The sequence below is a fragment of the Streptomyces sp. NPDC038200 genome (assembly GCF_055600785.1).
Genome location: NZ_JBVJYH010000005.1, coordinates 209,238 through 234,871, shown reverse-complemented (window position 1 = coordinate 234,871; position 25,634 = coordinate 209,238). Strand labels below are relative to the sequence as shown.

The window sequence follows — 25,634 nt, the reverse complement described above, 5'->3', positions numbered from 1 at the left end:
GATGTCGCGGCAGATTCTCACCTTCGCCGCGGTCGGTGTGGTCAACACGGCGACCTACTACCTTCTTTACCTGGTTTTTCTGACCGCTTTCCCTTATCTGGTCGCGCACACCCTGGCATTTGTGCTCAGCATGATCGGCTCGTTTTTCCTGAACGCGCGTTTCACCTACCGCACGCGGCCCACCCTGCGGAAATTCCTGCTGTTCCCGCTCACCAACGTCTCCAACTTCGTGATCACCACGGCCGGGGTGTACCTGATCGTCGACGTCCTGCACGCCGGCAGCCGCTTCGCCCCCCTGCTCGCCTCCGCCGCGGCCATCCCGGTCACCTTCGTCGTGTCCCGCTGGGTGATGCTGCCCAAGTCGATTGCATAAACGTGCAGCGATACGTATAGTCATGCCATCCAGAGGAGGGTGGACATGGCAGTACGTGCGGCGGTGGCCGGAGCGAGCGGATACGCGGGCGGAGAGGTCCTGCGCCTGCTCCTCGCGCACCCCGAGGTCGAGATCGGTGCCCTGACCGGCAACTCCAACGCCGGACAGCGGCTCGGCGCGCTCCAGCCGCATCTGCTGCCGCTGGCCGACCGGGTGCTGGCCGCGACCACGGCCGAGGCCCTCGCCGGGCACGACGTGGTCTTCCTCGCGCTGCCGCACGGCCAGTCCGCCGCCGTCGCCGAGCAGCTCGGCCCCGAGGTCCTCGTGATCGACATGGGCGCCGACTTCCGGCTGAAGGACCCGGCCGACTGGGAGGCGTTCTACGGCTCCCCGCACGCCGGCACCTGGCCCTACGGCCTCCCCGAACTGCCGGGCGCCCGCGTCGCGCTGGAGGGGTCCAAGCGCATCGCCGTGCCCGGCTGCTACCCGACCGCCGCCTCCCTCGCCCTGTACCCGGCCTACGCGGCCGGACTCGCCGAGCCCGAGGCGGTGATCGTCGCCGCGTCCGGCACCTCCGGCGCGGGCAAATCCCCCAAGCCGCATCTGCTCGGCAGCGAGGTCATGGGCTCCATGTCGCCGTACGGCGTCGGCGGCGGCCACCGGCACACCCCCGAGATGATCCAGAACCTCAGCGGGGTGGCCGGGGAGCGGATCGCGGTCTCCTTCACGCCGACCCTCGCCCCCATGCCCCGCGGCATCCTGGCCACGTGCAGCGCCAAGGCCGTCGGGGGAGTGACGGGGGACTCGCTGCGCGCCGCCTACGAGAAGGCCTACGCCGACGAGCCCTTCGTCCACCTGCTCCCCGAGGGCCGCTGGCCCGCCACGGCGTCCGTCCACGGTTCCAACGCCGTTCAGGTGCAGGTCGCGTACGACGCCGCCGTGGGCCGCATCATCGCGATCAGCGCCATCGACAACCTGACCAAGGGCACCGCCGGCGGTGCCGTCCAGAGCATGAACCTCGCCCTGGGTCTTCCCGAGACCACCGGGCTTTCCACGATCGGAGTCGCACCGTGAGCGTCACGGCAGCCAAGGGATTCACGGCGGCGGGCATCGCCGCCGGGATCAAGGAGAACGGCAACCCCGACCTGGCCCTCGTGGTCAACGACGGGCCCCGCCGTGCCGCCGCGGGCGTGTTCACCTCCAACCGTGTGAAGGCCGCGCCGGTGCTGTGGTCCGAACAGGTCGTCAAGAGCGGCCAGGTCTCGGCCGTCGTCCTCAACTCTGGCGGCGCCAACGCCTGTACGGGCCCCAAGGGCTTCCAGGACACGCACGCCACCGCCGAGAAGGCGGCGGAGGTGCTCGGCCGGGGCGCCGTCGAGGTGGCCGTCTGCTCCACCGGGCTCATCGGTGTCCTGCTCCCCATGGACAAGGTGCTCCCGGGCATCGAGACGGCCGCCGCCCAGCTCTCCGAGCACGGCGGCGAGAAGGCCGCCATCGCCATCAAGACCACCGACACCGTCCACAAGACGGCCGTCGTGACCAAGGACGGCTGGACCGTCGGCGGCATGGCCAAGGGCGCCGGCATGCTCGCCCCCGGCCTCGCCACCATGCTGGTCGTCCTCACCACCGACGCCGACCTCGGCGACGCCGACCTCGACAAGGCCCTGCGCGCGGCCACCAAGGTCACCTTCGACCGCGTCGACTCCGACGGCTGCATGTCCACCAACGACACCGTCCTGCTGCTCTCCTCCGGCTCCTCCGGCATCACCCCGGACCACGACGCGTTCGCCGAGGCCGTCCGGCAGGTCTGCGCCGACCTCGGCCGGCAGCTCATCGGCGACGCCGAGGGCGCCAGCAAGGACATCAAGGTCGAGGTGATCAATGCGGCGAGCGAGGAGGACGCCGTCGAGGTGGGCCGCTCCATCGCCCGCAACAACCTCCTCAAGTGCGCGATCCACGGCGAGGACCCCAACTGGGGCCGCGTGCTCTCCGCGATCGGCACGACCCGGGCCGCCTTCGACCCGGACCAGCTCAACGTCGCCATCAACGGCGTCTGGGTCTGCAAGAACGGCTCCGTCGGCGAGGACCGCGACCTGGTCGACATGCGCTACCGCGAGGTCCACATCGTCGCCGACCTCGCCGCCGGCACCGAGACCGCGACCATCTGGACCAACGACCTGACCGCCGACTACGTCCACGAGAACAGCGCCTACTCCTCATGAGCGACTCCAGCAAGAGCGGCACGACGCGGAAACACACGGCCCTGCCCAAGGCGCAGATCCTCATCGAGGCGCTGCCCTGGCTGACCCGGCACCACGGCAAGATCGTCGTCATCAAGTTCGGCGGCAACGCCATGGTGAACGAGGACCTGAAGGCCGCCTTCGCCCAGGACGTCGTCTTCCTGCGGCACGCCGGCCTCAAGCCGGTCGTGGTGCACGGCGGCGGCCCGCAGATCAGCGCCGCCCTCGACCGGCACGGCATCGTCAGCGAGTTCAAAGCCGGCCTGCGCGTCACCACCGAGGACGCCATGGACGTCGTGCGGATGGTGCTCGCCGGGCAGGTGCAGCGCGAGCTGGTGGGCCTGCTCAACCAGCACGGTCCGCTCGCCGTCGGACTCACCGGCGAGGACGCGCACACCATCACCGCCACCAAGCACACCCCCGAGATCGACGGCGAGCCGGTCGACATCGGACGGGTCGGCGAGATCACCGCCATCGACACGGGTGCGATCGAGGCCCTGCTCGCCGACGGCCGCATCCCGGTCGTCTCCTCCATCGCCCGCAGTCAGGACGACGGACATGTCTACAACGTCAATGCTGATACGGCGGCTGCGGCACTCGCTGCGGCACTGGGCGCCGAAACCCTCATGGTCCTCACCGACGTCGAGGGACTCTACGAGGACTGGCCGAACTCCGACGAGGTGATCAGCCGCCTCACCGCTTCCCAGCTGGAGAGACTGCTGCCGGACCTCGGCTCCGGCATGGTGCCGAAGATGGAGGGCTGCCTGCACGCCGTACGCGGCGGCGTCACGACCGCCCGGGTCATCGACGGCCGGGTCCAGCACTCGATCCTGCTGGAGATCTTCACCGACGAAGGCATCGGCACGATGGTCGTGCCCGACGAGAAGCCGGACGAACAGGGGGAGTCATGAGCAACCAGGAGCTGACCGCGCGGTGGCAGGGCGCGCTCATGAACAACTACGGCACCCCGCGCCTGCCCCTCGTCCGGGGTGAGGGCACCAGGGTGTGGGACGCCGAGGGCCGGGAGTACCTGGACTTCGTCGGCGGCATCGCCACCAACGCCCTCGGCCACGCCCACCCCGCGATCGTGGCGGCCGTGAGCGGGCAGATCGCCTCCCTCGGCCACATCTCCAACTTCTTCATGGCCGAGCCCACCGTCGCCCTCGCCGAACGCCTCCTGACGCTCTTCGGACGGGAGGGCAGGGTCTTCTTCTGCAACTCCGGCGCCGAGGCGAACGAGGCCGCCTTCAAGATCGGCCGGCTCACCGGGCGCACCCACATGGTCGCCACCGACGGCGGCTTCCACGGCCGTACGATGGGCGCCCTCGCGCTCACCGGCCAGCCCGCCAAGCAGGACCCCTTCCTGCCGCTGCCCGGCGAGGTCACCCACGTCCCCTACGGCGACGCGCAGGCACTGGCCGCCGCCGTCACCGAGGAGACGGCCCTGGTGGTCATCGAGCCGATCCAGGGCGAGAACGGCGTGGTCGTGCCCCCGCCCGGCTACCTCAAGGCCGCCCGCGCGATCACCGCCGCCACCGGCGCCCTGCTGGTCCTGGACGAGGTGCAGACCGGCATCGGCCGGACCGGTACCTGGTTCGAGTACCAGGCCCACGAGGGCGTGCTGCCCGACGTCGTCACCCTCGCCAAGCAGCTGGGCGGCGGGCTGCCGCTCGGCGCGACCGTGGCCTTCGGCCGGGCCGCCGACCTGCTCGGGCCCGGTCACCACGGGACGACCTTCGGCGGCAACCCGGTCGCCTGCGCCGCCGGGCTCGCCGTGCTCGACACCATCGCCGACGACGGCCTGCTCGACAACGTCAAGCGCCAGAGCGAGAGGTTGCGGGAGGGAATCGCGGGTCTGAACCACCCGTTGATCGACCATGTCCGGGGGGCGGGCCTGCTCCTGGGTATCGTGCTCACCGGGCCGCACGCGCAGCAGGCGCAACAGGCGGCCCAGGAGGCCGGTTTCCTGGTGAACGCGCCCGCCCCCGACGTCGTACGGCTCATGCCACCGCTGAATCTCCGCGACGACGAGGCGGGTGCGCTGCTCCGGGCGCTGCCCGGCATCCTCGACGCGGCGAACCCGGTGAACGGGGACGGACGATCCGGAGAATGAGACGACGATGAGCGAGGCGCAGGACCACGAGCAGGCGGCGGGCGCGGGTCCCGCCGTGCCGCAGACCCGCACCGCACGGCACCGCCGGATCGTGGACATCCTCAACCGGCAGCCGGTGCGGTCGCAGAGCCAGCTGGCCAAGCTGCTCGCCGACGACGGGCTGAACGTCACGCAGGCGACGCTCAGCCGGGACCTCGACGAGCTGAACGCGGTGAAGATCCGCAACACCGACGGCGACCTCATCTACGCGGTGCCGAGCGAGGGCGGCTTCCGTACGCCGCGCGCTCCGCTGGGGGGATCGGCGAAGGAGGAGCGGATGCGGCGGCTCTCCCAGGAGCTGCTGATCTCCGCCGAGGCTTCCGCCAACCTCGTGGTCCTGCGCACCCCGCCCGGGGCCGCGCAGTTCCTGGCCTCCGCCATCGACCAGGCGGAGCTGCACGACATCCTGGGCACCATCGCCGGCGACGACACGCTGCTGCTGATCAGCCGGAACCCGACCGGCGGACAGGCCCTCGCGGACCATCTGCTGCGGCTGGCGCAGAACGGGCACTGAGCCGCATGCGGGGCCCGGCCCGCCTTCGGAGAACGAGCGTGTGATCTTCCGCGGGCCGGGCCGGCCAGGCGTGTGGGCGGACCGGCCGTCGGTGCGCGGCACCGGCCGTCGTCGGTGTACGGGTCCGGCCGCCGGTGTGCGGCACCGGTTGTCGTCGGTGTACGGGTCCGCCCGTCGGCGTGTGGGCCCGGGCCGAGCGGAAGCGGGCGCGCCGGGCTCAGCCCAGGCGGGCCGCCAGCCCTCCGGTGCACCGCACCTCGTCGCCCGCCGTGATCAGCAGGCCCTCCACGTCCGGCAGGGACTCCAGCCAGGCCAGGCCCGCCCTCGACCCCATCGCGAACGCCGCCGTGGCCCAGCAGTCCGCCCAGGTCAGGTGCGGCCCCACCACCGTCACCGCGACCAGGTCCGTCACCGCGGGCCGACCGGTGCGCGGATCCACGATGTGCGCCCCCCGCTCCGCCGTGCCGGACGTGGCCACCGCGAGCTCCGCGGTGCCCGCCGCCGAGATCACCGCGGCCAGCCCCCCGGGCCGGAGCGGATCGGCCACCCCCACCCGCCAGGCCCGCAGCGGCTCCGGCACCCCCAGCAGCTGGACGTCCCCGCCGCCGTTGACGCTGACCCCGAGCACACCCTCGACCGCGCCGAGGACCCGCGCCGCCCGCTCGGCCGCCCAGCCCTTGACGATGCCGGTGGGGTCCAGCGAGCCCTGGTAGCGCGTGCTGAACCAGCCCTCGCTCACCCGCTCCGCCTCGGACGCCAGCTCCAGCACCTCGGCCATCTCGGGCGCGCACCCGGCGACGGTCGCCTCGCCCCGGGCCAGCCGGGACACCTCGCTGTCCTCGCGGTACGTGCTGAAGACCGCGTCCGCCCGGTGCAGCCCGGCGACGGCCTCCGCGAGCGCCGCCCGTACGGCGTCCGGTTCCCCGCCGCGGACGTCGAAGGAGAAGACCGTCCCCATGACCTCCTCCGCGTGCCGCACCGCGGGAGGCGCCTTCGCCGGCTCGGCCACCGTGTCAGCCACCGGCCTGGTCCAGGGCCGACTGCAGCGACTGCCGGTAGCCGGTGCTGGTGTAGGTGGCGCCGGAGACCGCGTCGATGTCGGCGGTGCCCGCCGCCACCGCCTCCTGGTTGAGCTTGGGGACGGCGAGCTGGGTCTTCTGGTCGCTGAGGCCGCCCTTGGGTGCCTGGAGCGCCTCCGCCTTGGTGATCTTCCCGGCGCTGACCGTGATCCGCACCTGCACCGGCCCGTACTGGGTCTGCACCGCCTTGCCGGTGACCGTCCGCGCCTGCGCGGAGCCGGCCGAACCGGAGGCCGAGCCGGACGCACCCGGGCCCGACGAACCCGCACCCGAACCCGCCGCACCCGAAGGCGCCGCCTTCATCTTGTCCAGGGCCGACTGCAACGACTTCTTGTAGCCCTCGCTCGTGTACGTCGCCCCGGAGACCGCGTCGATGTCGGCGGTCCCGGCCGCCACCGCCTCCTGGTTGAGCTTGGGGACGGCGAGCTGGGTCTTCTGGTCGCTGAGGCCGCCCTTGGGTGCCTGGAGCGCCTCCGCCTTGGTGATCTTCCCGGCGCTGACGGTCAGCCGTACCTGCACGGCCCCGTACTGCGTCTGCGCCGCCTCACCGGTCACCGTGCCGGACCCGGCGGCGGCCTGGCCGCCGCCCGCCGCGCCGCCGCCCTGCGGCGACTCCTGCCCGGCCGGCTGCTGCGGGGCCGCGCCCGCCGCCGACGCGGCGGCCGGGTCCGACGCCGGCTTCAGCGACAGCAGCAGCACGACCGCGGACACGGTCGCGGCGGTGGCCAGCACGACCCGCCGAACAGGGTGGCTCTTCCTCATCGCTTCGCAGCTCCGCTCACATCTCGAACGACTCGTGGTGGATACGGCGGGCGGGAACCCCCGCCCCGCGCAGGGCCTCGAACACCGACTGCGCGAACCCGGGCGGACCGCACATGAAGACGTCGTGCCGGTCGATGTCCGGGATCTTCTTCTGGAGGTTCTCCGCGGAGATGTCCGGCCGCTCGCCCTCCGGGCTGTTCACCGCGTACATCAGCCGGGCCTCCCGCTCCTTCGCGATCGCCGCCAGCTCGTCCCACAGCGCCAGGTCCTGGGTGGTGTTGGCCCGGTACAGGAGAGTGATGTCCCCGGCCGCGCCGGGCAGCGTCTCGAACAGCGCGCGCATCGGCGTGATGCCCACCCCGCCCGCGACCAGCAGCACCTTGCCGCGGCTGCGGCGCTGCGCGGTGAGCGCGCCGTACGGACCCTCCGCCCACACCCGGGTGCCGGGCGTCAGCTCCCGGAGCCGGGCACTGTGGTCGCCGATCGCCTTCACCGTGATCCGCAGCATGTCGGGGCGCGGGGCGGCCGACAGGGAGTAGGGGTGCGAGCTGAAGCGCATCCCGGGAGCGAGGAACCGCCAGCGGAAGAACTGTCCCGCCTCCGCGCCCATCCGGTGCAGCTTCCGCCCGCCGATCAGCACCGACACGATGCCGGGCGTCTCCTCGATGACCGCCTCCACACGCATGCGGTGCCGGAGGTTCAGCCGGATCGGGACGAGGACCCGGTACCAGAGCACCAGCGCGGTGACCGCGCCGTACAGCCCGTACCAGAAGGTCTTCGCCGTCGGTTCGACCGCGAAGTCGTTACCGGTGGTGATCTGGTGCCAGAACGTCAGGAACACCGCCGCGTAGGTCAGCAGGTGCACGTGGTACCAGGTGTCGTACGGCAGCCGGCGGCGGATCCCGCCGATCGACGTCAGCCCGATGACCACGAACAGGCCGGTACCGATCGCGGCCTTGCCCATGTCCGGCAGCTGCTCGACGGAGTCGGTCGTCTGCTGCACGATGTCGCCGAGCGACTTGCCGGCCTGGCGCGCGTACCCCCACATGGTGAGGAAGACGTGCGCGACGATCAGGCAGAGCGTGTACCGGCCGCTCATCGCGTGCCAGCGGGCCACCCGGTCGGAGCCGACCCGCCGCTCCAGCGCCGGGACGCGCGCCATCTGCAGCACCACCAGCGCCAGCAGATAGCCGGCCAGCAGACCGGTGATCCGGCCCGCGTTGAGGATCCGGCCGGTGTCGTCGGCGATGGAGGGGGTGTTGTGCCACCAGAGCCACAGCACGGCCGCAGCGCCCGCCCAGACGGCGAGCAGCAGCGGGACGGCCGGGGAGCGGCGCGGGCGGATGCGGCGCATCGTCTGTCGGCGGGCGGCACGTCCGCCTGCGAGCGTGGTGGTCACGGTTCCTCCGTGGGGACTTGACCCTTGGCCCACAGGTACGTGCCGCGTGCGCCGAGTGTTCAGAGGCCCGCCGAGTCGAGAGCGGACTGCAGCGACTGGCGGTAGCCGTCGCTCGTGTACGTCGCTCCGGACACGGTGTCGATCTGCGCGCTCTGCGCGGCCAGCGCCTCGCGCCGCAGCTGGGGCAGGGCGTAGCTGTTGATCTCCTGGTCGCGCGGGTTGTCCTGGGGAAAGCTGACGGCCGTGACGTCGGTGAGCGTGCCGCTCTCGATCGTCACCCGGACCTGGACCGGCCCCCAGCGGGTCCGGACGCTGTCCCCGGTGACGGTCCCGCCGGCCGCCTTCGAGCCGGCCGCCGAACCGGCGGACGCCGACGGGGAGCCGGTGCTCGCCGTCATCACGGTGGGCGCCGTGTGCGGCTTCAGCGACAGCAGCAGCACCATCCCGGAGACGGTGGCGGCACTCGCCAGGACGATCCGCCGCAGGGGACGGCTCTTGCGCAACGCGTGCATGTCTACGGCCTCACAGTTCGAACGACTCGTGGTGGATACGGCGGTCCGGCACCCCGGCCGCCCGCAGCGCCTCGTAGACGTCCCGCGCGAAGCCGTGCGGGCCGCAGAGATAGACGTCGTGCCCGGCGAGGTCCGGGAAGGTCGCGCGCAGGGACTCCGCCGTGATGTCCGGGCGTTCTCCCCGCGGCCCGCTCAGCGCGTACAGCACCCGTGCGCCCCGCCGGCGGGCGATCGCCTCCAGCTCGCCGCCCAGCGCCAGGTCCTCGACGCCGCGCGCCCGGTAGAGCAGGGTGACCTCGCCGGGCAGCGTCTCGAACAGCGCCCGCAGCGGGGTGATGCCGACACCGGCGGCGATCAGCAGCGACCGGTGACCCCGCGCCCGGTCGGCGGTCAGCGAGCCGTACGGGCCCTCCGCCCACACCCGGGTGCCCGGCCGGAGCAGCGGCACGGCCGCGCTGTGGTCGCCGAGCGCCTTGACGGTGATCCGCAGCAGGTCCGGGCGCGGCGGCGCCGACAGCGAGTACGGCGTCGACGTCCAGCCCAGGCCCGGGGCGAGGAAGCGCCAGCGGAAGAACTGCCCCGGCCGCGCGCCCAGCTCGTCCAGGTGCCGGCCGCGTACGACGACCGAGTACACGCCCGGCGCCTCCTTGTGCACCGACTCCACCCGCAGCCGGTGGCGCCGGTTGAGCCGGACCGGGGCGAGGATCCGGTACCGGAGCACCAGCAGCGCCGCTCCGCCGTACAGCGCGTACCAGGCGGCGGTGGCCACCGGCTTGCCGTGGAACTCGTCGCCCAGGGTCAGCTGGTGCCCGAAGGCGAGGAAGACGGCCGCGTACGTCAGCAGATGGACGTGGTACCAGAACTCGTGGCTCGTGCGGCGGCGCACGGCCCGCGCCGACGTGACGCCGACCGCGAGGAGGATCACCGTGCCGGCGGTCGCCTTCAGCATGTCCGGGTAGTCCAGGACGACGGTGACCGCCTCGTGCCCCAGCGAGGCCCGGTCCTGGGCGGCGTACCCGGCGAGGATCAGCACGACGTGCGCGAGCAGCAGGCAGAGCGTGTACCGGCCGGCCGTCGCGTGCCAGCGCGCCACCCGGTCCGAGCCGATCCGCACCTCCAGCAGCGGCACCCGCGCCATCAGCGCGACCAGCACCGCGCAGGCGTAGCCGCACAGCAGCCCGGCGATCCGCCCCGCCCCCGTCAGCCAGCCCGCCGTGCCGACCACGGAGCCGGTGTCCGCCCACCACAGCGCGACCACGGCCGCCGCCCCCGCCCCCAGCACGGCCGGCACGGCGCTCGCCAGGGAGCGGCGCGCGGCCGGGGGCAGAGGTGGGGCCGGTGGGGCCGCCCGTCCCGCGTCCACGGTGGTCATCGATCCTCGTCCCTTCGTCCGTCGGCCGGGCCACTGTGCGTGCCGAAGCTCTGAGGGACCTCTGAACGAGCGCCGGACCGGCCCTCCGGGACGAGCCCGGGAGCCCTGTCCCGGGCGGTGTCCGGCGGGGCCCGGAGCCGGACACCGCCCGGCGGGGCCCGGAGCCGACTCAGAGGGAACTCACAGGTGCCCGGACGGCCGGCCGCCGTCTCCACGCGCGATGCTGGTAGGCGCGATGAACACCACCCGCTCCGGCCGCCCCGCCCTCACCCGCCCCGACGGCACCCCGCTGCGCGTCCTCGTCGTCGACGACGACCCCGACCTCGCGGAGGTGCTCACCGGCGCCCTGCGCTACGAGGGCTGGGAGGTGCGCGCGGCCGGCGAGGGTGCCTCGGCGGTCGCCGCCGCGCGCGAGCTGCTGCCCGACGCCGTCGTCCTGGACGTCATGCTCCCCGACACCGACGGCTTCGCGGTGCTGCGCAGGCTGCGCGAGGTGAAGCCGGACGTGTGCGTGCTCTTCCTCACCGCCCGGGACGCGGTCGAGGACCGTATCGCCGGGATCACCGCGGGCGGCGACGACTACGTCACCAAGCCCTTCAGCCTGGAGGAGGTCGTCGCCCGGCTGCGCGGGCTGCTGCGCCGCGCGGGCATGGCCCGCCAGTCGGCGGAGGGGCCGCGGCTGACCGTGGGTGACCTGGTGATGGACGAGGAGGCCCGTGAGGTGTCCCGGGCCGGCGAGCTGATCGAGCTGTCGCCGACCGAGTTCGAGCTGCTCCGCTTCCTCATGCGCAATCCGCGCCGGGTGCTCAGCAAGGCGCAGATCCTCGACCGGGTCTGGTCCTACGACTTCGGCGGGCGGGCCCACGTGGTCGAGCTGTACATCTCCTACCTGCGCAAGAAGGTGGACGCGGGCCGCCGGCCCATGATCCACACGGTGCGCGGGGCGGGCTACGTCCTGAAGCCGGTGACCGGGTGAGGCACCTTCGGCGGCTGCCCCGCCCCCGCACCCTGCGCGCCCGGCTCACCGTCGGCCTGGTGGTGCTGCTGGCGGTGAGCTGCGCGGCCGTGGGCCTGGCCGCGGTGGTCGGACTGAACGGCTTCCTCACCCAGCGCCTCGACGAACAGCTCGTCCAGGTCGGCACCCGGTTCCCGGAGAGCCTGGAGCGGGGCGGCCGGCTGCCGGACGACCTCCCCCGGTCTCGAAAGGACTCGACCGGGGGGACCCCCGTCGGGGACGAGCACGGCGACACCCGGCGCATGGCCACCGGCACCTTCGGCGCCCGTCTGCTGAACGGCACGGTCACCAACAAGGGGCTGATCCGCTCCGGTGACCCGGCCGCCGACCTGAGCGTGGACCTGACCGCACGGGACACCGGGCGGCTGGCCCGGGTGCCGGCGGACGGCAGGCCCCACACCGTCGAACTCTCCGCCCTGGACCACTACCGGGTGATCGCCTCGCCCGGCCGGGACGGAGACGTCCTGCTCGTCGGCCTGCCGCTGGAGCCCGTCGAGGCCACGGTGCACCGCCTGGAACTGGTGGCCGCCGCCGTCTTCGGCCTGGCCCTGGTGGTGACCGGCGTGGCGGGCGCCTTCTGGGTGCGCTGGTCGCTGCGCCCGCTCAGCCGGGTCGCCGCCACCGCCACCCGGGTCAGCGAACTCCCGCTGGCCAGCGGCGAGGTGGCCCTGCCGGCGCGGGCCCCGGAACCGGATCCGCGCAGCGAGGTGGGCCGGGTGGCGGGCGCCTTCAACCGCATGCTGGGCCACGTCGAGGACGCCCTGACCAAACGCCACGCCAGTGAGGAGCGGCTGCGCCGCTTCGCCGCCGACGCCAGCCACGAGCTGCGCACCCCGGTGGCCTCGGTCCGCGGCCACGCCGAGCTGGCGCTCCTCCATCCGGGTCCGGTGCCGCCGCGGGTGACCCGCGCCCTGGAGCGCATCGCCGCCGAGTCCGCCCGCATGGGGGACATGGTGGACGACCTGCTCCTGCTCGCCCGCCTCGACGCGGGCCGCCCCCTGGAGTGCCGCCCCGTCGATCTGACCCGCCTGGTCCTGGACGCGGTGACGGACGCGCGCGCCGCCGGCCCCGGCCACCGCTGGGCGCTGGACCTTCCGGAGGAGCCGGTCACGGTCCCGGGGGACGCCCACCGCCTGCACCAGGTGCTGGCCAACCTGCTGGCCAACGCGCGCGTGCACACACCCGTCGACACCAGGGTGACGGTCTCGCTGGGACCCGGTGCCGACTTCGCCGTCCTCACCGTCCACGACGACGGTCCCGGAGTCCCCGAGGACATCCGGCCCACCGTCTTCGAACGCTTCACCCGAGCCGAACACCGCCGCCGGTCCGATGCCCCCGGCGGCGGCGCGGGCCTGGGACTGTCGATCGTGGCGGCGGTGGTGGAGGCGCACGGGGGCGGCGTGACCCTGGACAGCCGACCGGGATCCACCGGCTTCACGGTGCGCCTCCCCGTCCAGGGGGCGCCCGGCACCCTCAGTACCGGGTGAGAGCCGTGGCCCCGCTCACCGTGCCGATGGCGATGTGCGGCTTCTTCCCGGGCGCCGCCCACTGCAGGATCCGCCGCATGGCGTCCTCCGGCACCGACACACAACCGGCCGTGGCCGCCTCGCCGTTGACGTGCAGGAAGATCCCGGCTCCGCGGCCCCGCACCGGCCGTTCGTAGTTGAAGCCGACGACCAGGCCGTACGCGTACTGCCCCTGGTAGTCCACCAGGTGTTCGGACTCGGCGGCGCGGCAGTCGGCCGGCAGCGGGTCGACCCACCGGTTGTACGCGGCCGAGTCGTTGTCCTGGCACCACCAGGAACTGTCCCTGACGGGCCGGTACTCGACCGTCGTCCCGTCCGGGGCCGCCTTGATCCCGAAGCCGAAGGGCAGGTCGTACAGCCCGGTCGGGGTCGTGTTCGTGCCCTGCTTCCGGGTGCTGCCCTCCGTCAGCCCGCCCGACCCGAAGCGGGCCGGCGCGGACCCGGCCTGGACCCACTGCCCGTCCCGCAGGTCCCACCAGCCGAGCGTGCCCTCCGTGGCCTCGCTGCTCGGGGCCTGGGCGAGGATCAGCTGGCTGCCGCCGCCGGTGTCCGCCAACCGGGCGGGCAGCGGCACCGGGTCGCGGCCCGGCGCGGCGCCGAGCAGGGCGAGAGCGGAGACGGAGACGAGGGCGAGGACCACACCGGGGCGCATGGCTCAGACGCTAGACGGAGGCAGCGGCAACGGCAGCCCGGGTAGTCCGTCCAGGCTGGTCGCGATGTGCTCCTTCTTGGTGAAGTACGTGCTCAGCGAGGCGTCGTCCTCCCGCGCGAAACGCTTCGCGTGCAGGTCGCGGTCCTCCTCGTACGCCATGTGCGGGACGGCGTACCCGCAGGAGTCCCGGACCAGTTCGGCGTGTACGACGATGACCGCGCGCAGCCCGTGCGGCCTCGGCTCGATGTCCGGGAAGCGGGCGAGCAGCTCCGGGAAGCGCGGGTCGTCGCGGAAGACCGGCTCGCCCCGGCCGTGCACGCGCACGATGTTCGGCGGCCCCTGGAAGGCGCACCACATCAGCGTGATCCGCCCGTTCTCCCGGAGGTGGGCGATGGTCTCGGCGGTGGACCCGGCGAAGTCCAGGTAGGCGACGGTGAGTTCGTCGAGCACGGCGAAGGATCCGCGCAGGCCCTTGGGGGAGAGGTTGACCGTGCCGTCGCCGGACAGCGGGGCGGTCGCGGTGAAGAAGAGGGGCTGTTCCTCGATGAAGGTGCGGAGCCTGCCGTCTATGCGCTCATAGGTCTTTCCCATGGCTGACGATTATCGGGGCAGGTCGTTCACCTGTCTAAGGAAATCTCCGGCCCGGTGCCGACGGCCTCGGCGGCCCCGCGGTCGTGTCACCCGGAACGGCGATTGACGAACCATGCAGAGTTCTGCATACTCATGCATGTCAGCGAATGCACTGTGAGGAGAAAACCCGTGACCGAGCGCGTCGTACTCGCCTACTCAGGCGGTCTGGACACCTCCGTCGCCATCGGCTGGATCGCCGAGGAGACGGGCGCCGAGGTCATCGCCGTTGCGGTCGACGTCGGCCAGGGCGGCGAGGACCTGGACGTCATCCGCAAGCGCGCCCTCGCGTGCGGCGCCGTCGAGGCCGAGGTCGCGGACGCCAAGGACGAGTTCGCCGACGAGTACTGCCTCCCGGCGATCAAGGCCAACGCCCTGTACATGGACCGCTACCCGCTGGTCTCCGCCCTCTCCCGGCCGACGATCGTCAAGCACCTCGTCGCCGCCGCCCAGAAGCACGGCGCCACCACGGTCGCCCACGGCTGCACCGGCAAGGGCAACGACCAGGTCCGCTTCGAGGCCGGCATCGTCGCCCTCGCCCCCGACCTGAAGTGCATCGCCCCGGTCCGCGACTACGCGATGACCCGGGACAAGGCGATCGCCTTCTGCGAGGAGAAGCAGCTCCCGATCGCGACCACCAAGAAGTCCCCGTACTCCATCGACCAGAACGTCTTCGGGCGCGCGGTCGAGACGGGCTTCCTGGAGGACATCTGGAACGCCCCGATCGAGGACATCTACGAGTACACCTCCAACCCGGCCGTCCCGCGGGAGGCCGACGAGGTGATCATCTCCTTCAAGGAGGGCGTCCCGGTCGCCATCGACGGCAGGCCCGTCACCGTCCTGCAGGCCATCCAGCAGCTCAACGAGCGGGCCGGCGCCCAGGGCATCGGCCGGATCGACATGGTCGAGGACCGCCTCGTCGGCATCAAGTCCCGCGAGGTCTACGAGGCTCCCGGCGCGATCGCCCTGATCACCGCCCACCAGGAGCTGGAGAACGTCACCGTCGAGCGCGAGCTGGCCCGCTACAAGCGGCAGGTCGAGCAGCGCTGGGGCGAGCTGGTCTACGACGGCCAGTGGTTCTCCCCGCTCAAGCGCGCCCTGGACGGCTTCATCGACGAGGCCAACCAGCACGTCACCGGCGACGTCCGGATGACCCTGCACGGGGGCCGCGCGGTGGTCACCGGCCGGCGCTCGCAGGAGTCGCTGTACGACTTCAACCTCGCCACCTACGACACCGGCGACACCTTCGACCAGTCCGCGGCCAAGGGCTTCATCGACATCTACAGCCTGTCGTCGAAGATCGCCGCCAAGCGCGACCTGGCGTAAGCGGTCAGCGCGTACGGCCTTCGGGTCACCTCACCCGCATCGGCCTGACAGCCGCCTCCCCGCCTGGAACGGTGGGGAGGCGGTGGCACATCGAGAGCCGATGGCACATCAAGAGTCTTCGAGGAGCACGCAAGTGAGCAGCAACAGCGGTGACGTACGGCTCTGGGGCGGCCGTTTCGCCGACGGTCCCGCCGAGGCCCTGGCGAAGCTGTCCGCGTCCGTCCACTTCGACTGGCGGCTCGCGCCCTACGACATCGCGGGGTCGCGTGCCCACGCGCGCGTGCTGCACAAGGCGGGGCTCCTCACCGAGGACGAGCTGACGCGGATGATCGCGGGCCTCGACCGGCTGGAGGCCGACGTCGCCGACGGCTCGTTCGTGGGCACCCTCGCCGACGAGGACGTCCACACGGCCCTGGAGCGCGGCCTGCTGGAGCGCCTCGGCCCCGACCTCGGCGGCAAGCTCCGGGCCGGCAGGTCCCGCAACGACCAGGTCGCCACCCTCTTCCGGATGTACCTGCGCGACCACGCCCGCATCGTCGGCGCTCTGATCGCCGACCTCCAGGATGCCCTGATCGGCCTGGCCGAGGCCCACCCGGACGTGGCGATGCCCGGCCGCACCCATCTCCAGCACGCCCAGCCGGTGCTCTTCGCCCACCATGTCCTCGCCCACGTCCAGTCCCTGTCCCGGGACGCCGAGCGGCTGCGCCAGTGGGACGAGCGCACGGCCGTGTCGCCGTACGGCTCGGGCGCCCTCGCGGGCTCCTCCCTGGGCCTGGACCCGGAGGCGGTCGCCGCGGACCTCGGCTTCGAGCACGGCAGCGTCGGCAACTCCATCGACGGCACGGCCTCGCGTGACTTCGTCGCCGAGTTCGCCTTCATCACCGCCATGATCGGCGTGAACCTCTCCCGGATCGCCGAGGAGATCATCATCTGGAACACGAAGGAGTTCTCCTTCGTGACCCTGCACGACGCGTTCTCCACCGGTTCGTCGATCATGCCGCAGAAGAAGAACCCGGACATCGCGGAGCTGGCGCGCGGCAAGTCCGGCCGCCTGATCGGCAACCTCACCGGCCTCCTGGCGACCCTCAAGGCCCTGCCCCTCGCCTACAACCGCGACCTCCAGGAGGACAAGGAGCCGGTCTTCGACTCCTGCGACCAGCTGGAGGTCCTGCTCCCGGCCTTCACCGGCATGATCGCGACCCTCACCGTCCACCGCGAACGCATGGAGGAACTGGCCCCGGCCGGCTTCTCGCTCGCCACCGACATCGCCGAATGGCTGGTCAAGCGGGGCGTGCCGTTCCGCGTGGCGCACGAGGTCGCGGGGGAGTGCGTCAAGGTCGCCGAGGCCGAGGGCAAGGAGCTGGACGGCCTCACGGACGAGCAGTTCGCGAAGATCTCCGCCCACCTCACCCCCGAGGTCCGCTCGGTCCTCAACGTCCCGGGCGCCCTCGCCTCCCGCGACGGCCGCGGCGGTACGGCCCCCAGCGCGGTGGCCGTGCAGCTGGCCGAGGTGAAGGCGGACGTGGCGGCCCAGCAGGAGTGGGCGGCCGCCAAGAAGAAGAGCTGAGGCGCGGCGCCCCGCAGGGGGCGCGGGGAACCGCGCGCGGCCACGGCGCACCCGCACGCGCCGGGCCACCGCACGGGCCAACCCCTGAGGCGGAGGTCGTCACGGGTTACGTTGGTCGGGAGCCGTACCGGACCCGACCGAACGGAGCCCGCGATGCCCTTCGCCCGACTGGCCACAGCAACAACCCCCACCTGCCACATCGGGCTGGGCCTCGCCGCCGTCGGTCGCCCCGGCTACATCAACCTCGGCCGTGCGGACGACCTCCCCGAGGAGCGGACGGTCGAGGCCCTGAGGGAGCGCACGCTCGAACTCCTGGACGCCGCCTACGCCCAGGGCGTGCGCTACTTCGACGTGGCCCGCTCCTACGGCCGCTCCGAGGAGTTCCTGGCCGACTGGCTGAACGCCCACCCCGAGGCCGAAGACATCGTGGTCGGCAGCAAGTGGGGCTACACCTACACCGCCGGCTGGTCGGCGGACGCCGAGACGCACGAGGTCAAGGACCACAGCCTCGCCACCTACGAGCGGCAGCGCGCCGAGACCGACGCCCTGCTCGGCGACCGGCTCGACCTCTACCAGATCCACTCGGTCACCCCGGACAGCCCGGCCCTCACCGACAAGGACCTCCACGCCAGGCTGGCCGAGGCCGCCGCCGGCGGTCTGACCGTCGGCTTCTCCACCAGCGGTCCCGCGCAGGCCGACGCGATCCGCGCCGCCCTCGCCGTCACGGTGGACGGCGAGCCCCTCTTCCGTACCGTCCAGTCGACGTACAACGTCCTGGAGACCTCGGCCGGCCCCGCCCTCGCCGAGGCCCACGAGGCCGGGCTCACCGTGATCGTGAAGGAGGGCATGGCCAACGGCCGACTGGCCGCGTCGCACGCCCCGGACATGCTGAAGGCCGTGGCCGAGGAGACCTCCCTGGGCTGTGACGCGGTGGCGCTCGCGTGGGTCCTGCGCCAGCCCTGGGCCGGCGTGGTCCTCTCGGGCGCCGCGACCGTCCCGCAGCTCTTCTCCAACCTGCACGCCCCCGCCGTCGACCTCGACGTGGACCAGCTGACCCGCCTGGCCACGCTCAAGGAGGAGCCGAGCGTCTACTGGGAGCGGCGCGGACAGCTGCCCTGGCACTGACGATCACCTTTCTGACCAGCAATGATGAGTCACCTACGCCCAGTGTGAGACATTGGTGTCTCACTTGGGCTATTCTCGTCTCATGGCCTTCGATCGTGACCAGGTGCTGCGCAGCGCAGCCGCCCTGCTGACCCGTAAATCCACCGCGACCATGGACGAGGTCGCCAAGGCCGCCGGAATCAGCCGGGCCACGCTGCACCGCCATTTCGCCGGCCGCGACGCGCTCGTGCGGGCCCTGGAGGCGCTCGGCATCGCCGAGTGCGAGGCCGCGCTGGACTCGGCCCGCCTGGACGAAGGCCCGGCGGGCGAGGCGGTCCACCGCCTGGTCCGCGCGCTCGAACCCTCGGGCGGTCTGCTCGCCTTCCTCTACACCGAGAACCAGCTGTTCGAGGGCGAGGAGCAGAACCAGGGCTGGGCCCGCATCGACGAGCGCCTGATCGGCCTCTTCCGGCGGGGCCAGGAGAGCGGCGAGTTCCGCATCGACCTCACCCCGGTCTGGCTCGCCGAAGCGCTCTACGGCCTGCTGGTCTCCGGCGCCTGGGCCGTGAGCGACGGCCGCGTGGCCGGCAAGGACTTCACCTACATGATCGTCGAGCTGCTGCTGGGCGGCGCACGCCGCGCCGGCGCCTGACGACACGAACGCATCGACGAAGAGAGGAATCATGACCAGCACCCTGCAGCCGGCGCGGACGACCGAGGCGGTGAAGCGCCCGGGCCGCTGGCTCGCGCTCTCCGTGCTCGTCCTGGCCGTGCTGCTGGTGGCCGTCGACGCCACCGTCCTCGGCCTGGCGACCCCCTACATCAGCGAAGACCTCAACCCCTCCGGCACCCAGCTGCTGTGGATCGGCGACGTCTACTCCTTCGTCATCGCCGGTCTGCTGGTCTCCATGGGCAGCCTCGGCGACCGCATCGGCCGCAAAAGGATCCTGCTGTGCGGCGCCACGGCGTTCGGCGCGGTGTCCGTGCTCAACGCCTACGCGACGACGCCCGAACTGATGATCCTGGCCCGGGCGCTGCTCGGCGTCGCGGGCGCCACGCTGATGCCCGCCACCCTGGCCCTGATCCGCAACATCTTCCACGACCCGCGCGAGCGCAGCCTCGCCGTCGGCATCTGGGGCGCCACCGCCTCCGCCGGTACGGCCGTCGGCCCGATCGTCGGCGGATTCCTGCTCGAACACTTCTGGTGGGGCTCGGTCTTCCTGATCAACCTGCCGGTGATGGCGGTCCTGGTGCTGGTCGGCATCCGCACCCTGCCCGAGTCCCGCAACCCCCGCCCGGGCCCGTGGGACCTGGCCAGCGTGCTGCTGTCGCTGATCGGCATGATCACCCTCGTCTACGCGGTCAAGGAGGCCGCCACCCACGGCTTCACCTGGACCACCCTCGGCACCGGCCTGCTCGGCGCCGCGGCCCTCCACGGCTTCGTCCACCGCCAGCTCACCATGCCGGTCCCGCTGCTGGACATGCGGCTGTTCAGGCGCCGCGGTTTCAGCGGGGCGGTCCTCGCCGACCTGCTGACCGTCCTCGGCATGTCCGGCCTGGTGTTCTTCCTCTCCCAGTACCTGCAGCTCGTTCAGGAACGGCGCCCGTTCGAGGCCGGTCTGGCGGAGCTTCCGGCGGCCGTCGGCGCGGTGGTGGCCGGTCTGGTCGCGGGCCGTGCCGCCCGGCGCCTCTCGGTCCGCTCGGTGGTCTCCGGCGGCCTGGCGGCGATCGGCGTCGCCCTGGCCGCCCTGACGACGCTCGGCCAGTCCACGGGCTACCCGGCCCTCGGTGCCGCCCTGCTGGTCGTGGGCGTCGGTGCGGGCTTCTCCTTCACGGTGACCGCCGACGTGATCCTTTCCAGCGTCCCCAAGGACCAGGCGGGCGCCGCCTCCGCGGTCTCCGAGACGGCGTACGAACTCGGCGCGGCCCTGGGCATCGCCCTGCTCGGCTCCATCGTGACGGGCGTCTACCGCGGCTTCGCGGGCCCGGCCGGCACCCCGGCCACGGCCCACGAGTCCCTGGGCGCGGCGGTGGAGTCCGCGGCGAACATGCCCCCGCACCAGGCGGGGGCGCTGCTCGACGCGGCGCGCGACTCCTTCGTCCACGGCCTCCACCTGGCCTCGGGGGCGGGAGCGGTGGTCCTGCTGGCGGCCTCGGCGGTGGCCTGGTTCCTGCTGAAGAACCAGAAACTGGAGAGCGCCGGCTAGGCGCTCAGGGGCGCGGGGCGGTACACCGCGGTGTACGGCTGGGGGGCGCGGTCCCGCCGTGCGGGGGCGACCGGTCCCCGCGCCGTCGCGCCCCGCGCCCGGGCGAACCGTCCCGGCCCTCAGCGCTTGTACCCCAGCACCGTCATCATCCCGCTCTCCGAGTGGTACTGGTTGTGGCAGTGCAGCATCCACAGCCCCGGATTGTCGGCGTCGAAGTCGATCACCAGCTTGCGGTGCGGCAGCACCAGCGCGGTGTCCTTGCGCGCCCCCACCGAGTCCAGACCGGTCACCGCGAAGGTGTGCCCGTGCAGGTGCATGGGGTGCCACATGTCCGTCGCGTTGACGAGGGTGAGCCGCACCCGCTCACCGGCGCGGACCGGGTGACGTTGCTGCACGGAGTAGGCCCTGTGGTCGAACCCCCAGTTGAAGTTCTTCATGTTGCCGGTGATCCTGATGCGCAGCTCGCGGTCGGGGTCACGCTTGCGCAGGGCCACCGACTCGTGGGGCACGAGGCGGCGCGCGGGGACGGTCTTGCCGTCGAGTTCGTCCGGGCGGACGTCGGTCGAGGGAATGTTCTTCCCCTTGTCGGTGCGCAGGACCGCGAGGGCCCTGCCCTTCTTGCCCTCGGGGAGCGCCACCAGCGGAAAGACCCCGTCCTTGGCGGTGATCAGCACGTCGTACCGCTCCGCCATGCCGATGAGGAGGGCGTCGGTCTTCTCGTGCTGCACGGGATAGCCGTCGGTGTGCGTGACGGTCATCTCGTGGCCGCCCAGCCCGACCCGGAAGGCGGTCTCCGAGCCGGCGTTGATGATGCGCAGTCGCACCCGGTCGCCGGGACGGCAGCGGAACACCGACGGATTGTTCGGCAGCCGCCCGTTGACCAGGTAGTACGGGTAGGCCACGCTGCCGCCCTCGCCGTGCAGCAGCCGGCTGTGGGAGTCGTGCAGCACCCGGTTGGGGCCCGAGGACTTCTTGGACGGTGCCGGGTGCGCGCTCGCGGCCCGGCCGTGGGCGGCGCCGTCGTGGCCGGGACCCATGGCCATGCCCCCCATGTCCATGGCGCCGCCCGGCCTCAGCTGGCTCATGACCCCGTCGGGGGTGGAGCCCTCCACGCCGTCGAGCCAGTCGTCCAGGATCACCACCCACTCCTGGTCGTAGGAGAGGGGCTCCTTGGGGTCCTCGACGATGAGCGGCGCGTACAGGGCACGGTCGGGCTGCATCCCGACATGGGAGTGCAGCAGGTACGTTCCCGGGTGCTTGACCGCGAAGTGGTAGCGGAAGTCGTTGCCGGAGCCGATGGCGTGCTGGGTCAGATCCGGCACGCCGTCCATGTCGCAGCGCAGCCGTACCCCGTGGGAGTGCAGGGTGGTCGTGGCGGGCAGCCGGTTGGCGAGTGTCAGGTCGAGCACGTCGCCGGCGGTGAGCCGGACGAGCGGGCCGGGCACCTCCTCGTTGTACGCCCAGGTGCGGACCGCGTGCCCGCCCAGGTCCAGCTTGGCCTCGGCGGCGGTGAAGGTGAAGCTGCGTACGCGACCGGCCCCGCGTCTCCGCTCGGCGGCAAGGACCTCCGGATCCGACGGGTTGACGTACCCTTTGGGCCCGGCCGGGACGAACTTCTCCCCGCCGCTCGCGCGTTCGGGTCCGGAGCTGGGCTCGGAATCGGAGCTGGTGCAGGCTGCCAGGAATCCCGCGCCGGCGGCGGCGATCGGGGCGCGCAGCAGAGTACGCCGAGAAGGTTTGTACATGTCTGAATCAGACATGTTGTGTGGTCATATGGCCGCTTCATACGGCCGAATGCCCGATGTGTCGGCGACAGATTCCACCGGCAGGCGGATGTACGCCGACACGTGACGGTCCGTCGGACGGGTCTAGGCGGCCTTGGCCTTGGTGGCGTACATGTCCACGTACTCCTGACCCGACAGGCGCATGACCTCGGCCATGACGGAGTCCGTCACGGCCCGCAGCACATAGCGGTCCCGGTCCATGCCCTCGTACCGCGAGAACTCCATGGCCTCGCCGAACCGGACGGTGACCCGGCCGGGCCGCGGGATGCCCCGGCCGCCCGGCTGCAGCTTGTCCGTGCCGATCATGGCGAACGGCACCACCGGCGCGCCGGTCATCAGCGTCAGCCGCGCGATACCGGTGCGCCCCCGGTACAGCCGGCCGTCGGGCGAGCGCGTGCCCTCGGGGTAGATGCCGAAGACCTTGCCCTCCTCCAGGACCCGGCGCCCGGTCATCAGCGCGGCCACACCGCCGTTCGCCCCGTCCCGGTCCACCGGGATCATGCCGACGCCGGTGAAGAACCAGGCCATCAGCCGGCCCTTGACGCCCTTGCCGGTGACGTACTCGTCCTTGCCGATGAAGAGCACCTGCCGCTTGGTGACCACCGGCAGCACGATCGAGTCGATGAACGTGAGGTGATTACCGGCCAGAATGACCGGACCGTCACCCGGGATGTGCTCCGCGCCCTCCACCTGTGGGCGGAACATCAGGCGCATGATCGGTCCGAGCACTGCCTTGATGAGCGCGAAGCGGGACAACGGGTCCTCCGATGTCGAGGTGGGCGATATGAGTCTGTGCAGGTGAGGACATTACTCGCGGCCCCGGGCCGCGCGCACATCGGGGACGGCCGGTTCACCGAGGTCTTACGAAGTGTTGACGCGGGTTTACCTGCGGTGGCGTGCCGAGGGCGGCGCGTAACACCCTTGCGGCGATGTGACGGACATCGCGCCGACCGGGGGCCGGCCGCCGACGGCCCGTCAGCGTCCGCCGTCCGCAGGACACGCGACATCACCCCGCTGTTCGGACCGGAGCCTCCCCCCGGTCATGTGCGCGCCCCTACGATCGGGCCGCACTCACGAACGAAGGCGGCAGGAGGGCGCTCATGGACAGCGACCAGGTGAACGGACGGGCGCGGGGAACGGGACGGCGGGCGCTGCTCGGCGCCGCGGTGCTCGGCGCGGGCGGAGCGGTCCTCGGGCTGCCCGGCGCGGCCCGGGCCGCCGGGACCCGCACGGCCGGGCACGGGGGCCGGGGGCTGAAGAGCCTGCCGAAGCCGACCATCATCGGCCACCGGGGAGCCAGCGGCTACCGCCCCGAGCACACCTTCGGCTCCTACGACCTGGCCCTCGACCTCGGCGCCGACATCGTCGAGGCGGGCGACCTGGTGCCCACCAAGGACGGGCACCTGGTCTGCCGGCACGAGCCGGAGATCGGCGGCACCACGGACGTCGCCTCCCACCCGGAGTTCGCCGGCCGCAGGACCACCAAGGTCCTCGACGGCGTCCCCACCACCGGCTGGTTCACCGAGGACTTCACGCTCGCCGAGCTGAAGACGCTGCGGGCCGTCGAGCGCATCCCGGCCAACCGCCCGCACAACACCCTCTACGACGGGCACTGGGAGATACCCACGTTCGAAGAGGTCCTCACGTGGCAGGACGAGCAGACCCGCAAGCGCGGCCGGCAGGTCTGGATCTACCCGGAGACCAAGCACCCCACCTACTTCCGCAAGCTGGGCCTCGGCCTGGAGGAGCGGGTGGCGAAGCTGCTGCGCAAGTACGACAAGGACGGCCGGAACTCCCCGGTCGTCCTGCAGTCCTTCGAGCCCAGCAGCATCCAGAGGCTGAACCAGCTGGTCGACAACCCGCTCGTCGTCCTGCTCTCCTCGGCCGGCAGCCGTCCGTACGACTTCGTCGAGGCGAACGACCCGCGTACGGTCGCCGACCTCGTGACGCCCAAGGGGCTGCGCGAGATCGCCGGCTACGCCCAGGGCATCGGCCCGACCCTGGACCTGGTCATCCCGAAGAACGCGGACGGCACCCTGGCCGAGCCGACCACCCTGGTGTCGGACGCGCACAAGGTCGGCCTGCTCCTGCACCCGTACACCATGCGCAACGAGAACCCCTTCCTGCCGGCCGAGTACCGCAAGGGCAGCGCGGCCGACGCCTACGGAGACGTCTTCGGCGCCTTCAAGACGTACTTCGCCACCGGTATCGACGGCGTCTTCACCGACAACGCCGACACCGGACTGCTCGCCCGCGCCGACTTCCTCAAGGGCTGACACGTCAACTCACGGCGCCGGCCCGCACTCCCTTCGGGGTGACTGCGCGCCGCCCCGGCAACCCGCCGCCGGGGCGGCGCGTCGTTCCGTGTATGACGCACGACCTGGTAGCCGCCCTGCGCCCGCTGCTCACCGCCGAGGCCTCCGCGGAGGCGTCCGCCTCCGGAAGCGAGCCGGGCGATCTGGAGCAGGCCGTCTGGCTCCGGCTGCTGGAGCGGCTGGAGGCCGACGGGCCACCGCCGGATCCGTCCGGCTGGCTGCGCGGGGCCGTCCGCGCCGAGGCCCGGCGCAGCCGCCGCACCACCCGCCGGGAGCGGCCCTACGACGGTGAACCGGCCGACGACACCCGCGCCGGACCCGAACAGCACGTGCTGACCGCCGCCCGGTACCGCGCGCTGCGCGACGCGGTCCGCCGCCTGCCCGGCCGCTGCCCCCGTCTCATGGAGGCGCTGCTCTCGCCGAGGGACCTGACATACCGGGAGATCGCGGGGGAGTTGGGTATCTCACAGGGCAGTCTTGGCCCGGAACGCTCCAGATGCCTGGGATGTCTGCGGCGTTTGCTCGCGCCGGAGGTTGCGGCGTGCGAAGCGCGGGGATAGGAGTGGGGGACGACAGGTGATCAGGTGAGCGGGAGGCGTGCGCACATGGGCATGAGCGTGACCATCTCGGTGGCGACCGAGCAGGACGCGGAGCAGATCTTCAGGCTCCAGTACCTGTGCTTCCAGAGCGAGGCGGCGTTGTACGGCAACTACCGCATCGACCCGCTCGTGCAGACCCTGGACTCCGTCCGCCAGGAGGTCGTCTCCGACTGCGTCTTCGTCGCCCGGCTCGGCGACGAGGTGGTCGGCTCGGTGCGCGGCAAGGTGACCGAGGACAACGCGGCGGCCATCGGCAAGCTGTGCGTCCACCCCCGTCTGCAGGGCCACGGCATCGGCGCGCGGCTGCTGCGCGCGGCCGAGGCGGCGCTCGTCGAGCAGCGGGGCGCCGAGCGGTTCCGCCTCTTCACCGGCCACCGCAGCGAGGGCAACCTCCGTCTGTACCGCCGCTCCGGCTACGAGACGGTGGGCCGGGCCAAGGGTGCCGACGGAGTCGAGATGATCATCCTGGAGAAGCAGGCGGGCACCTACGCGGCCACGGCCTGACGGCC

The 25,634-nt window shown here is 72.3% G+C and carries 25 protein-coding genes; 16 read left to right on the top strand and 9 right to left on the bottom strand.

The window, feature by feature from the left end; all coding sequences use genetic code 11:
* The first annotated feature begins 1 nt into the window (after position 1).
* From ACZ7KF_RS13300 to ACZ7KF_RS13275, 6 genes are read left to right on the top strand one after another with little or no spacing between them, the layout of a single operon-like run.
* Complete coding sequence (locus ACZ7KF_RS13300) at positions 2-373, top strand: GtrA family protein (protein WP_471072806.1); 372 nt, start codon at positions 2-4, stop codon at positions 371-373.
* A 45-nt stretch (positions 374-418) separates the two neighbouring features.
* Positions 419-1,447, top strand: coding sequence for an N-acetyl-gamma-glutamyl-phosphate reductase (argC, locus tag ACZ7KF_RS13295; RefSeq protein WP_471072803.1), 1,029 nt, complete (start codon positions 419-421; stop codon positions 1,445-1,447).
* Complete coding sequence (gene argJ, locus ACZ7KF_RS13290; RefSeq protein ID WP_471072800.1) at positions 1,444-2,595, top strand: bifunctional glutamate N-acetyltransferase/amino-acid acetyltransferase ArgJ; 1,152 nt, start codon at positions 1,444-1,446, stop codon at positions 2,593-2,595. The genes argC and argJ overlap by 4 nt, the downstream gene beginning before the upstream one ends.
* Positions 2,592-3,524 (top strand): acetylglutamate kinase, encoded by a 933-nt coding sequence (argB, locus tag ACZ7KF_RS13285; protein ID WP_471072797.1) that lies wholly within the window; start codon positions 2,592-2,594, stop codon positions 3,522-3,524. The genes argJ and argB overlap by 4 nt, the downstream gene beginning before the upstream one ends.
* Positions 3,521-4,726: an acetylornithine transaminase gene (locus ACZ7KF_RS13280; protein ID WP_471072794.1), complete on the top strand. Its 1,206-nt coding sequence runs from the start codon at positions 3,521-3,523 to the stop codon at positions 4,724-4,726. Before argB ends, ACZ7KF_RS13280 begins: the two co-directional genes overlap by 4 nt.
* A gap of 7 nt (positions 4,727-4,733) precedes the next feature.
* The gene (locus ACZ7KF_RS13275; RefSeq protein WP_225822021.1) at positions 4,734-5,279 is read left to right on the top strand and encodes an arginine repressor; all 546 of its coding nucleotides are present in this window, start codon (positions 4,734-4,736) and stop codon (positions 5,277-5,279) included.
* Between the two features lie 217 nt (positions 5,280-5,496).
* Here the strand turns inward: ACZ7KF_RS13275 and ACZ7KF_RS13270 are convergent, their stop codons facing one another.
* The 5 genes from ACZ7KF_RS13270 to ACZ7KF_RS13250 are packed head-to-tail and all read right to left on the bottom strand — an operon-like array spanning position 5,497 to position 10,403.
* Positions 5,497-6,300, bottom strand: a complete 804-nt coding sequence (locus ACZ7KF_RS13270; RefSeq protein ID WP_471072790.1) for an FAD:protein FMN transferase — start codon at positions 6,298-6,300, stop codon at positions 5,497-5,499.
* On the bottom strand, positions 6,293-7,120 hold the full coding sequence (locus ACZ7KF_RS13265) for an FMN-binding protein (RefSeq protein WP_471072787.1): 828 nt from the start codon (positions 7,118-7,120) through the stop codon (positions 6,293-6,295). Before ACZ7KF_RS13265 ends, ACZ7KF_RS13270 begins: the two co-directional genes overlap by 8 nt.
* 16 nt (positions 7,121-7,136) lie before the next feature.
* Complete coding sequence (locus ACZ7KF_RS13260; protein ID WP_471072784.1) at positions 7,137-8,519, bottom strand: ferredoxin reductase family protein; 1,383 nt, start codon at positions 8,517-8,519, stop codon at positions 7,137-7,139.
* Positions 8,520-8,578: 59 nt separating this feature from the next.
* On the bottom strand, positions 8,579-9,031 hold the full coding sequence (locus tag ACZ7KF_RS13255) for an FMN-binding protein (RefSeq protein ID WP_471072781.1): 453 nt from the start codon (positions 9,029-9,031) through the stop codon (positions 8,579-8,581).
* 10 nt (positions 9,032-9,041) lie between these two features.
* Entirely contained in the window at positions 9,042-10,403 is a 1,362-nt protein-coding gene (locus tag ACZ7KF_RS13250; RefSeq protein ID WP_471072778.1) for a ferredoxin reductase family protein, read from the bottom strand.
* Positions 10,404-10,638: 235 nt separating this feature from the next.
* On the opposite strand from ACZ7KF_RS13250, the gene ACZ7KF_RS13245 reads away from it, so the two are divergent.
* A complete protein-coding gene (locus tag ACZ7KF_RS13245; RefSeq protein WP_471072775.1) occupies positions 10,639-11,379 on the top strand; it encodes a response regulator transcription factor in 741 nt (246 codons plus the stop codon).
* Positions 11,376-12,905 (top strand): sensor histidine kinase, encoded by a 1,530-nt coding sequence (locus ACZ7KF_RS13240; RefSeq protein ID WP_471072772.1) that lies wholly within the window; start codon positions 11,376-11,378, stop codon positions 12,903-12,905. Before ACZ7KF_RS13245 ends, ACZ7KF_RS13240 begins: the two co-directional genes overlap by 4 nt.
* On the opposite strand, the gene ACZ7KF_RS13235 is transcribed toward ACZ7KF_RS13240, so the two are convergent.
* Together ACZ7KF_RS13235 and ACZ7KF_RS13230 are read right to left on the bottom strand one after the other, a co-directional pair.
* Positions 12,892-13,596, bottom strand: a complete 705-nt coding sequence (locus tag ACZ7KF_RS13235) for a L,D-transpeptidase family protein (protein ID WP_471072769.1) — start codon at positions 13,594-13,596, stop codon at positions 12,892-12,894. The genes ACZ7KF_RS13240 and ACZ7KF_RS13235 overlap by 14 nt on opposite strands.
* A 3-nt stretch (positions 13,597-13,599) precedes the next feature.
* Positions 13,600-14,187, bottom strand: coding sequence for a pyridoxamine 5'-phosphate oxidase family protein (locus ACZ7KF_RS13230; protein WP_471072766.1), 588 nt, complete (start codon positions 14,185-14,187; stop codon positions 13,600-13,602).
* 168 nt (positions 14,188-14,355) lie between these two features.
* Between ACZ7KF_RS13230 and ACZ7KF_RS13225 the strand changes: the two genes are divergently transcribed.
* The 5 genes from ACZ7KF_RS13225 to ACZ7KF_RS13205 all read left to right on the top strand — a co-directional run bounded on the left by ACZ7KF_RS13225 (position 14,356) and on the right by ACZ7KF_RS13205 (position 20,427).
* Entirely contained in the window at positions 14,356-15,549 is a 1,194-nt protein-coding gene (locus ACZ7KF_RS13225) for an argininosuccinate synthase (protein WP_471072763.1), read from the top strand.
* Positions 15,550-15,682: 133 nt separating this feature from the next.
* On the top strand, positions 15,683-17,116 hold the full coding sequence (gene argH / locus ACZ7KF_RS13220; RefSeq protein ID WP_471072760.1) for an argininosuccinate lyase: 1,434 nt from the start codon (positions 15,683-15,685) through the stop codon (positions 17,114-17,116).
* 153 nt (positions 17,117-17,269) lie between these two features.
* Positions 17,270-18,241 carry an aldo/keto reductase gene (locus tag ACZ7KF_RS13215; RefSeq protein ID WP_471072757.1) on the top strand — a complete coding sequence of 324 codons (972 nt, stop codon included), beginning with the start codon at positions 17,270-17,272 and terminating at the stop codon, positions 18,239-18,241.
* Between the two features lie 82 nt (positions 18,242-18,323).
* Positions 18,324-18,872 carry a TetR/AcrR family transcriptional regulator gene (locus ACZ7KF_RS13210; protein WP_471072754.1) on the top strand — a complete coding sequence of 183 codons (549 nt, stop codon included), beginning with the start codon at positions 18,324-18,326 and terminating at the stop codon, positions 18,870-18,872.
* A gap of 31 nt (positions 18,873-18,903) precedes the next feature.
* Entirely contained in the window at positions 18,904-20,427 is a 1,524-nt protein-coding gene (locus tag ACZ7KF_RS13205; protein WP_471072751.1) for an MFS transporter, read from the top strand.
* A 119-nt stretch (positions 20,428-20,546) separates the two neighbouring features.
* Here ACZ7KF_RS13205 and ACZ7KF_RS13200 read toward each other — a convergent pair whose 3' ends face one another.
* On the bottom strand, positions 20,547-22,172 hold the full coding sequence (locus tag ACZ7KF_RS13200) for a multicopper oxidase family protein (protein WP_471072748.1): 1,626 nt from the start codon (positions 22,170-22,172) through the stop codon (positions 20,547-20,549).
* Positions 22,173-22,295: 123 nt separating this feature from the next.
* Positions 22,296-22,967: a lysophospholipid acyltransferase family protein gene (locus ACZ7KF_RS13195; RefSeq protein ID WP_471072745.1), complete on the bottom strand. Its 672-nt coding sequence runs from the start codon at positions 22,965-22,967 to the stop codon at positions 22,296-22,298.
* Positions 22,968-23,311: 344 nt separating this feature from the next.
* Here ACZ7KF_RS13195 and ACZ7KF_RS13190 point away from each other — a divergent pair, with 344 nt between their 5' ends.
* From ACZ7KF_RS13190 to ACZ7KF_RS13180, 3 genes are all read left to right on the top strand, one after another.
* The gene (locus ACZ7KF_RS13190) at positions 23,312-24,487 is read left to right on the top strand and encodes a glycerophosphodiester phosphodiesterase (RefSeq protein WP_471072742.1); all 1,176 of its coding nucleotides are present in this window, start codon (positions 23,312-23,314) and stop codon (positions 24,485-24,487) included.
* A 92-nt stretch (positions 24,488-24,579) separates the two neighbouring features.
* The gene (locus ACZ7KF_RS13185; protein ID WP_471072739.1) at positions 24,580-25,086 is read left to right on the top strand and encodes an RNA polymerase sigma factor; all 507 of its coding nucleotides are present in this window, start codon (positions 24,580-24,582) and stop codon (positions 25,084-25,086) included.
* A gap of 45 nt (positions 25,087-25,131) precedes the next feature.
* Complete coding sequence (locus tag ACZ7KF_RS13180) at positions 25,132-25,629, top strand: GNAT family N-acetyltransferase (protein WP_471073393.1); 498 nt, start codon at positions 25,132-25,134, stop codon at positions 25,627-25,629.
* The last annotated feature ends 5 nt before the right edge of the window (positions 25,630-25,634 follow it).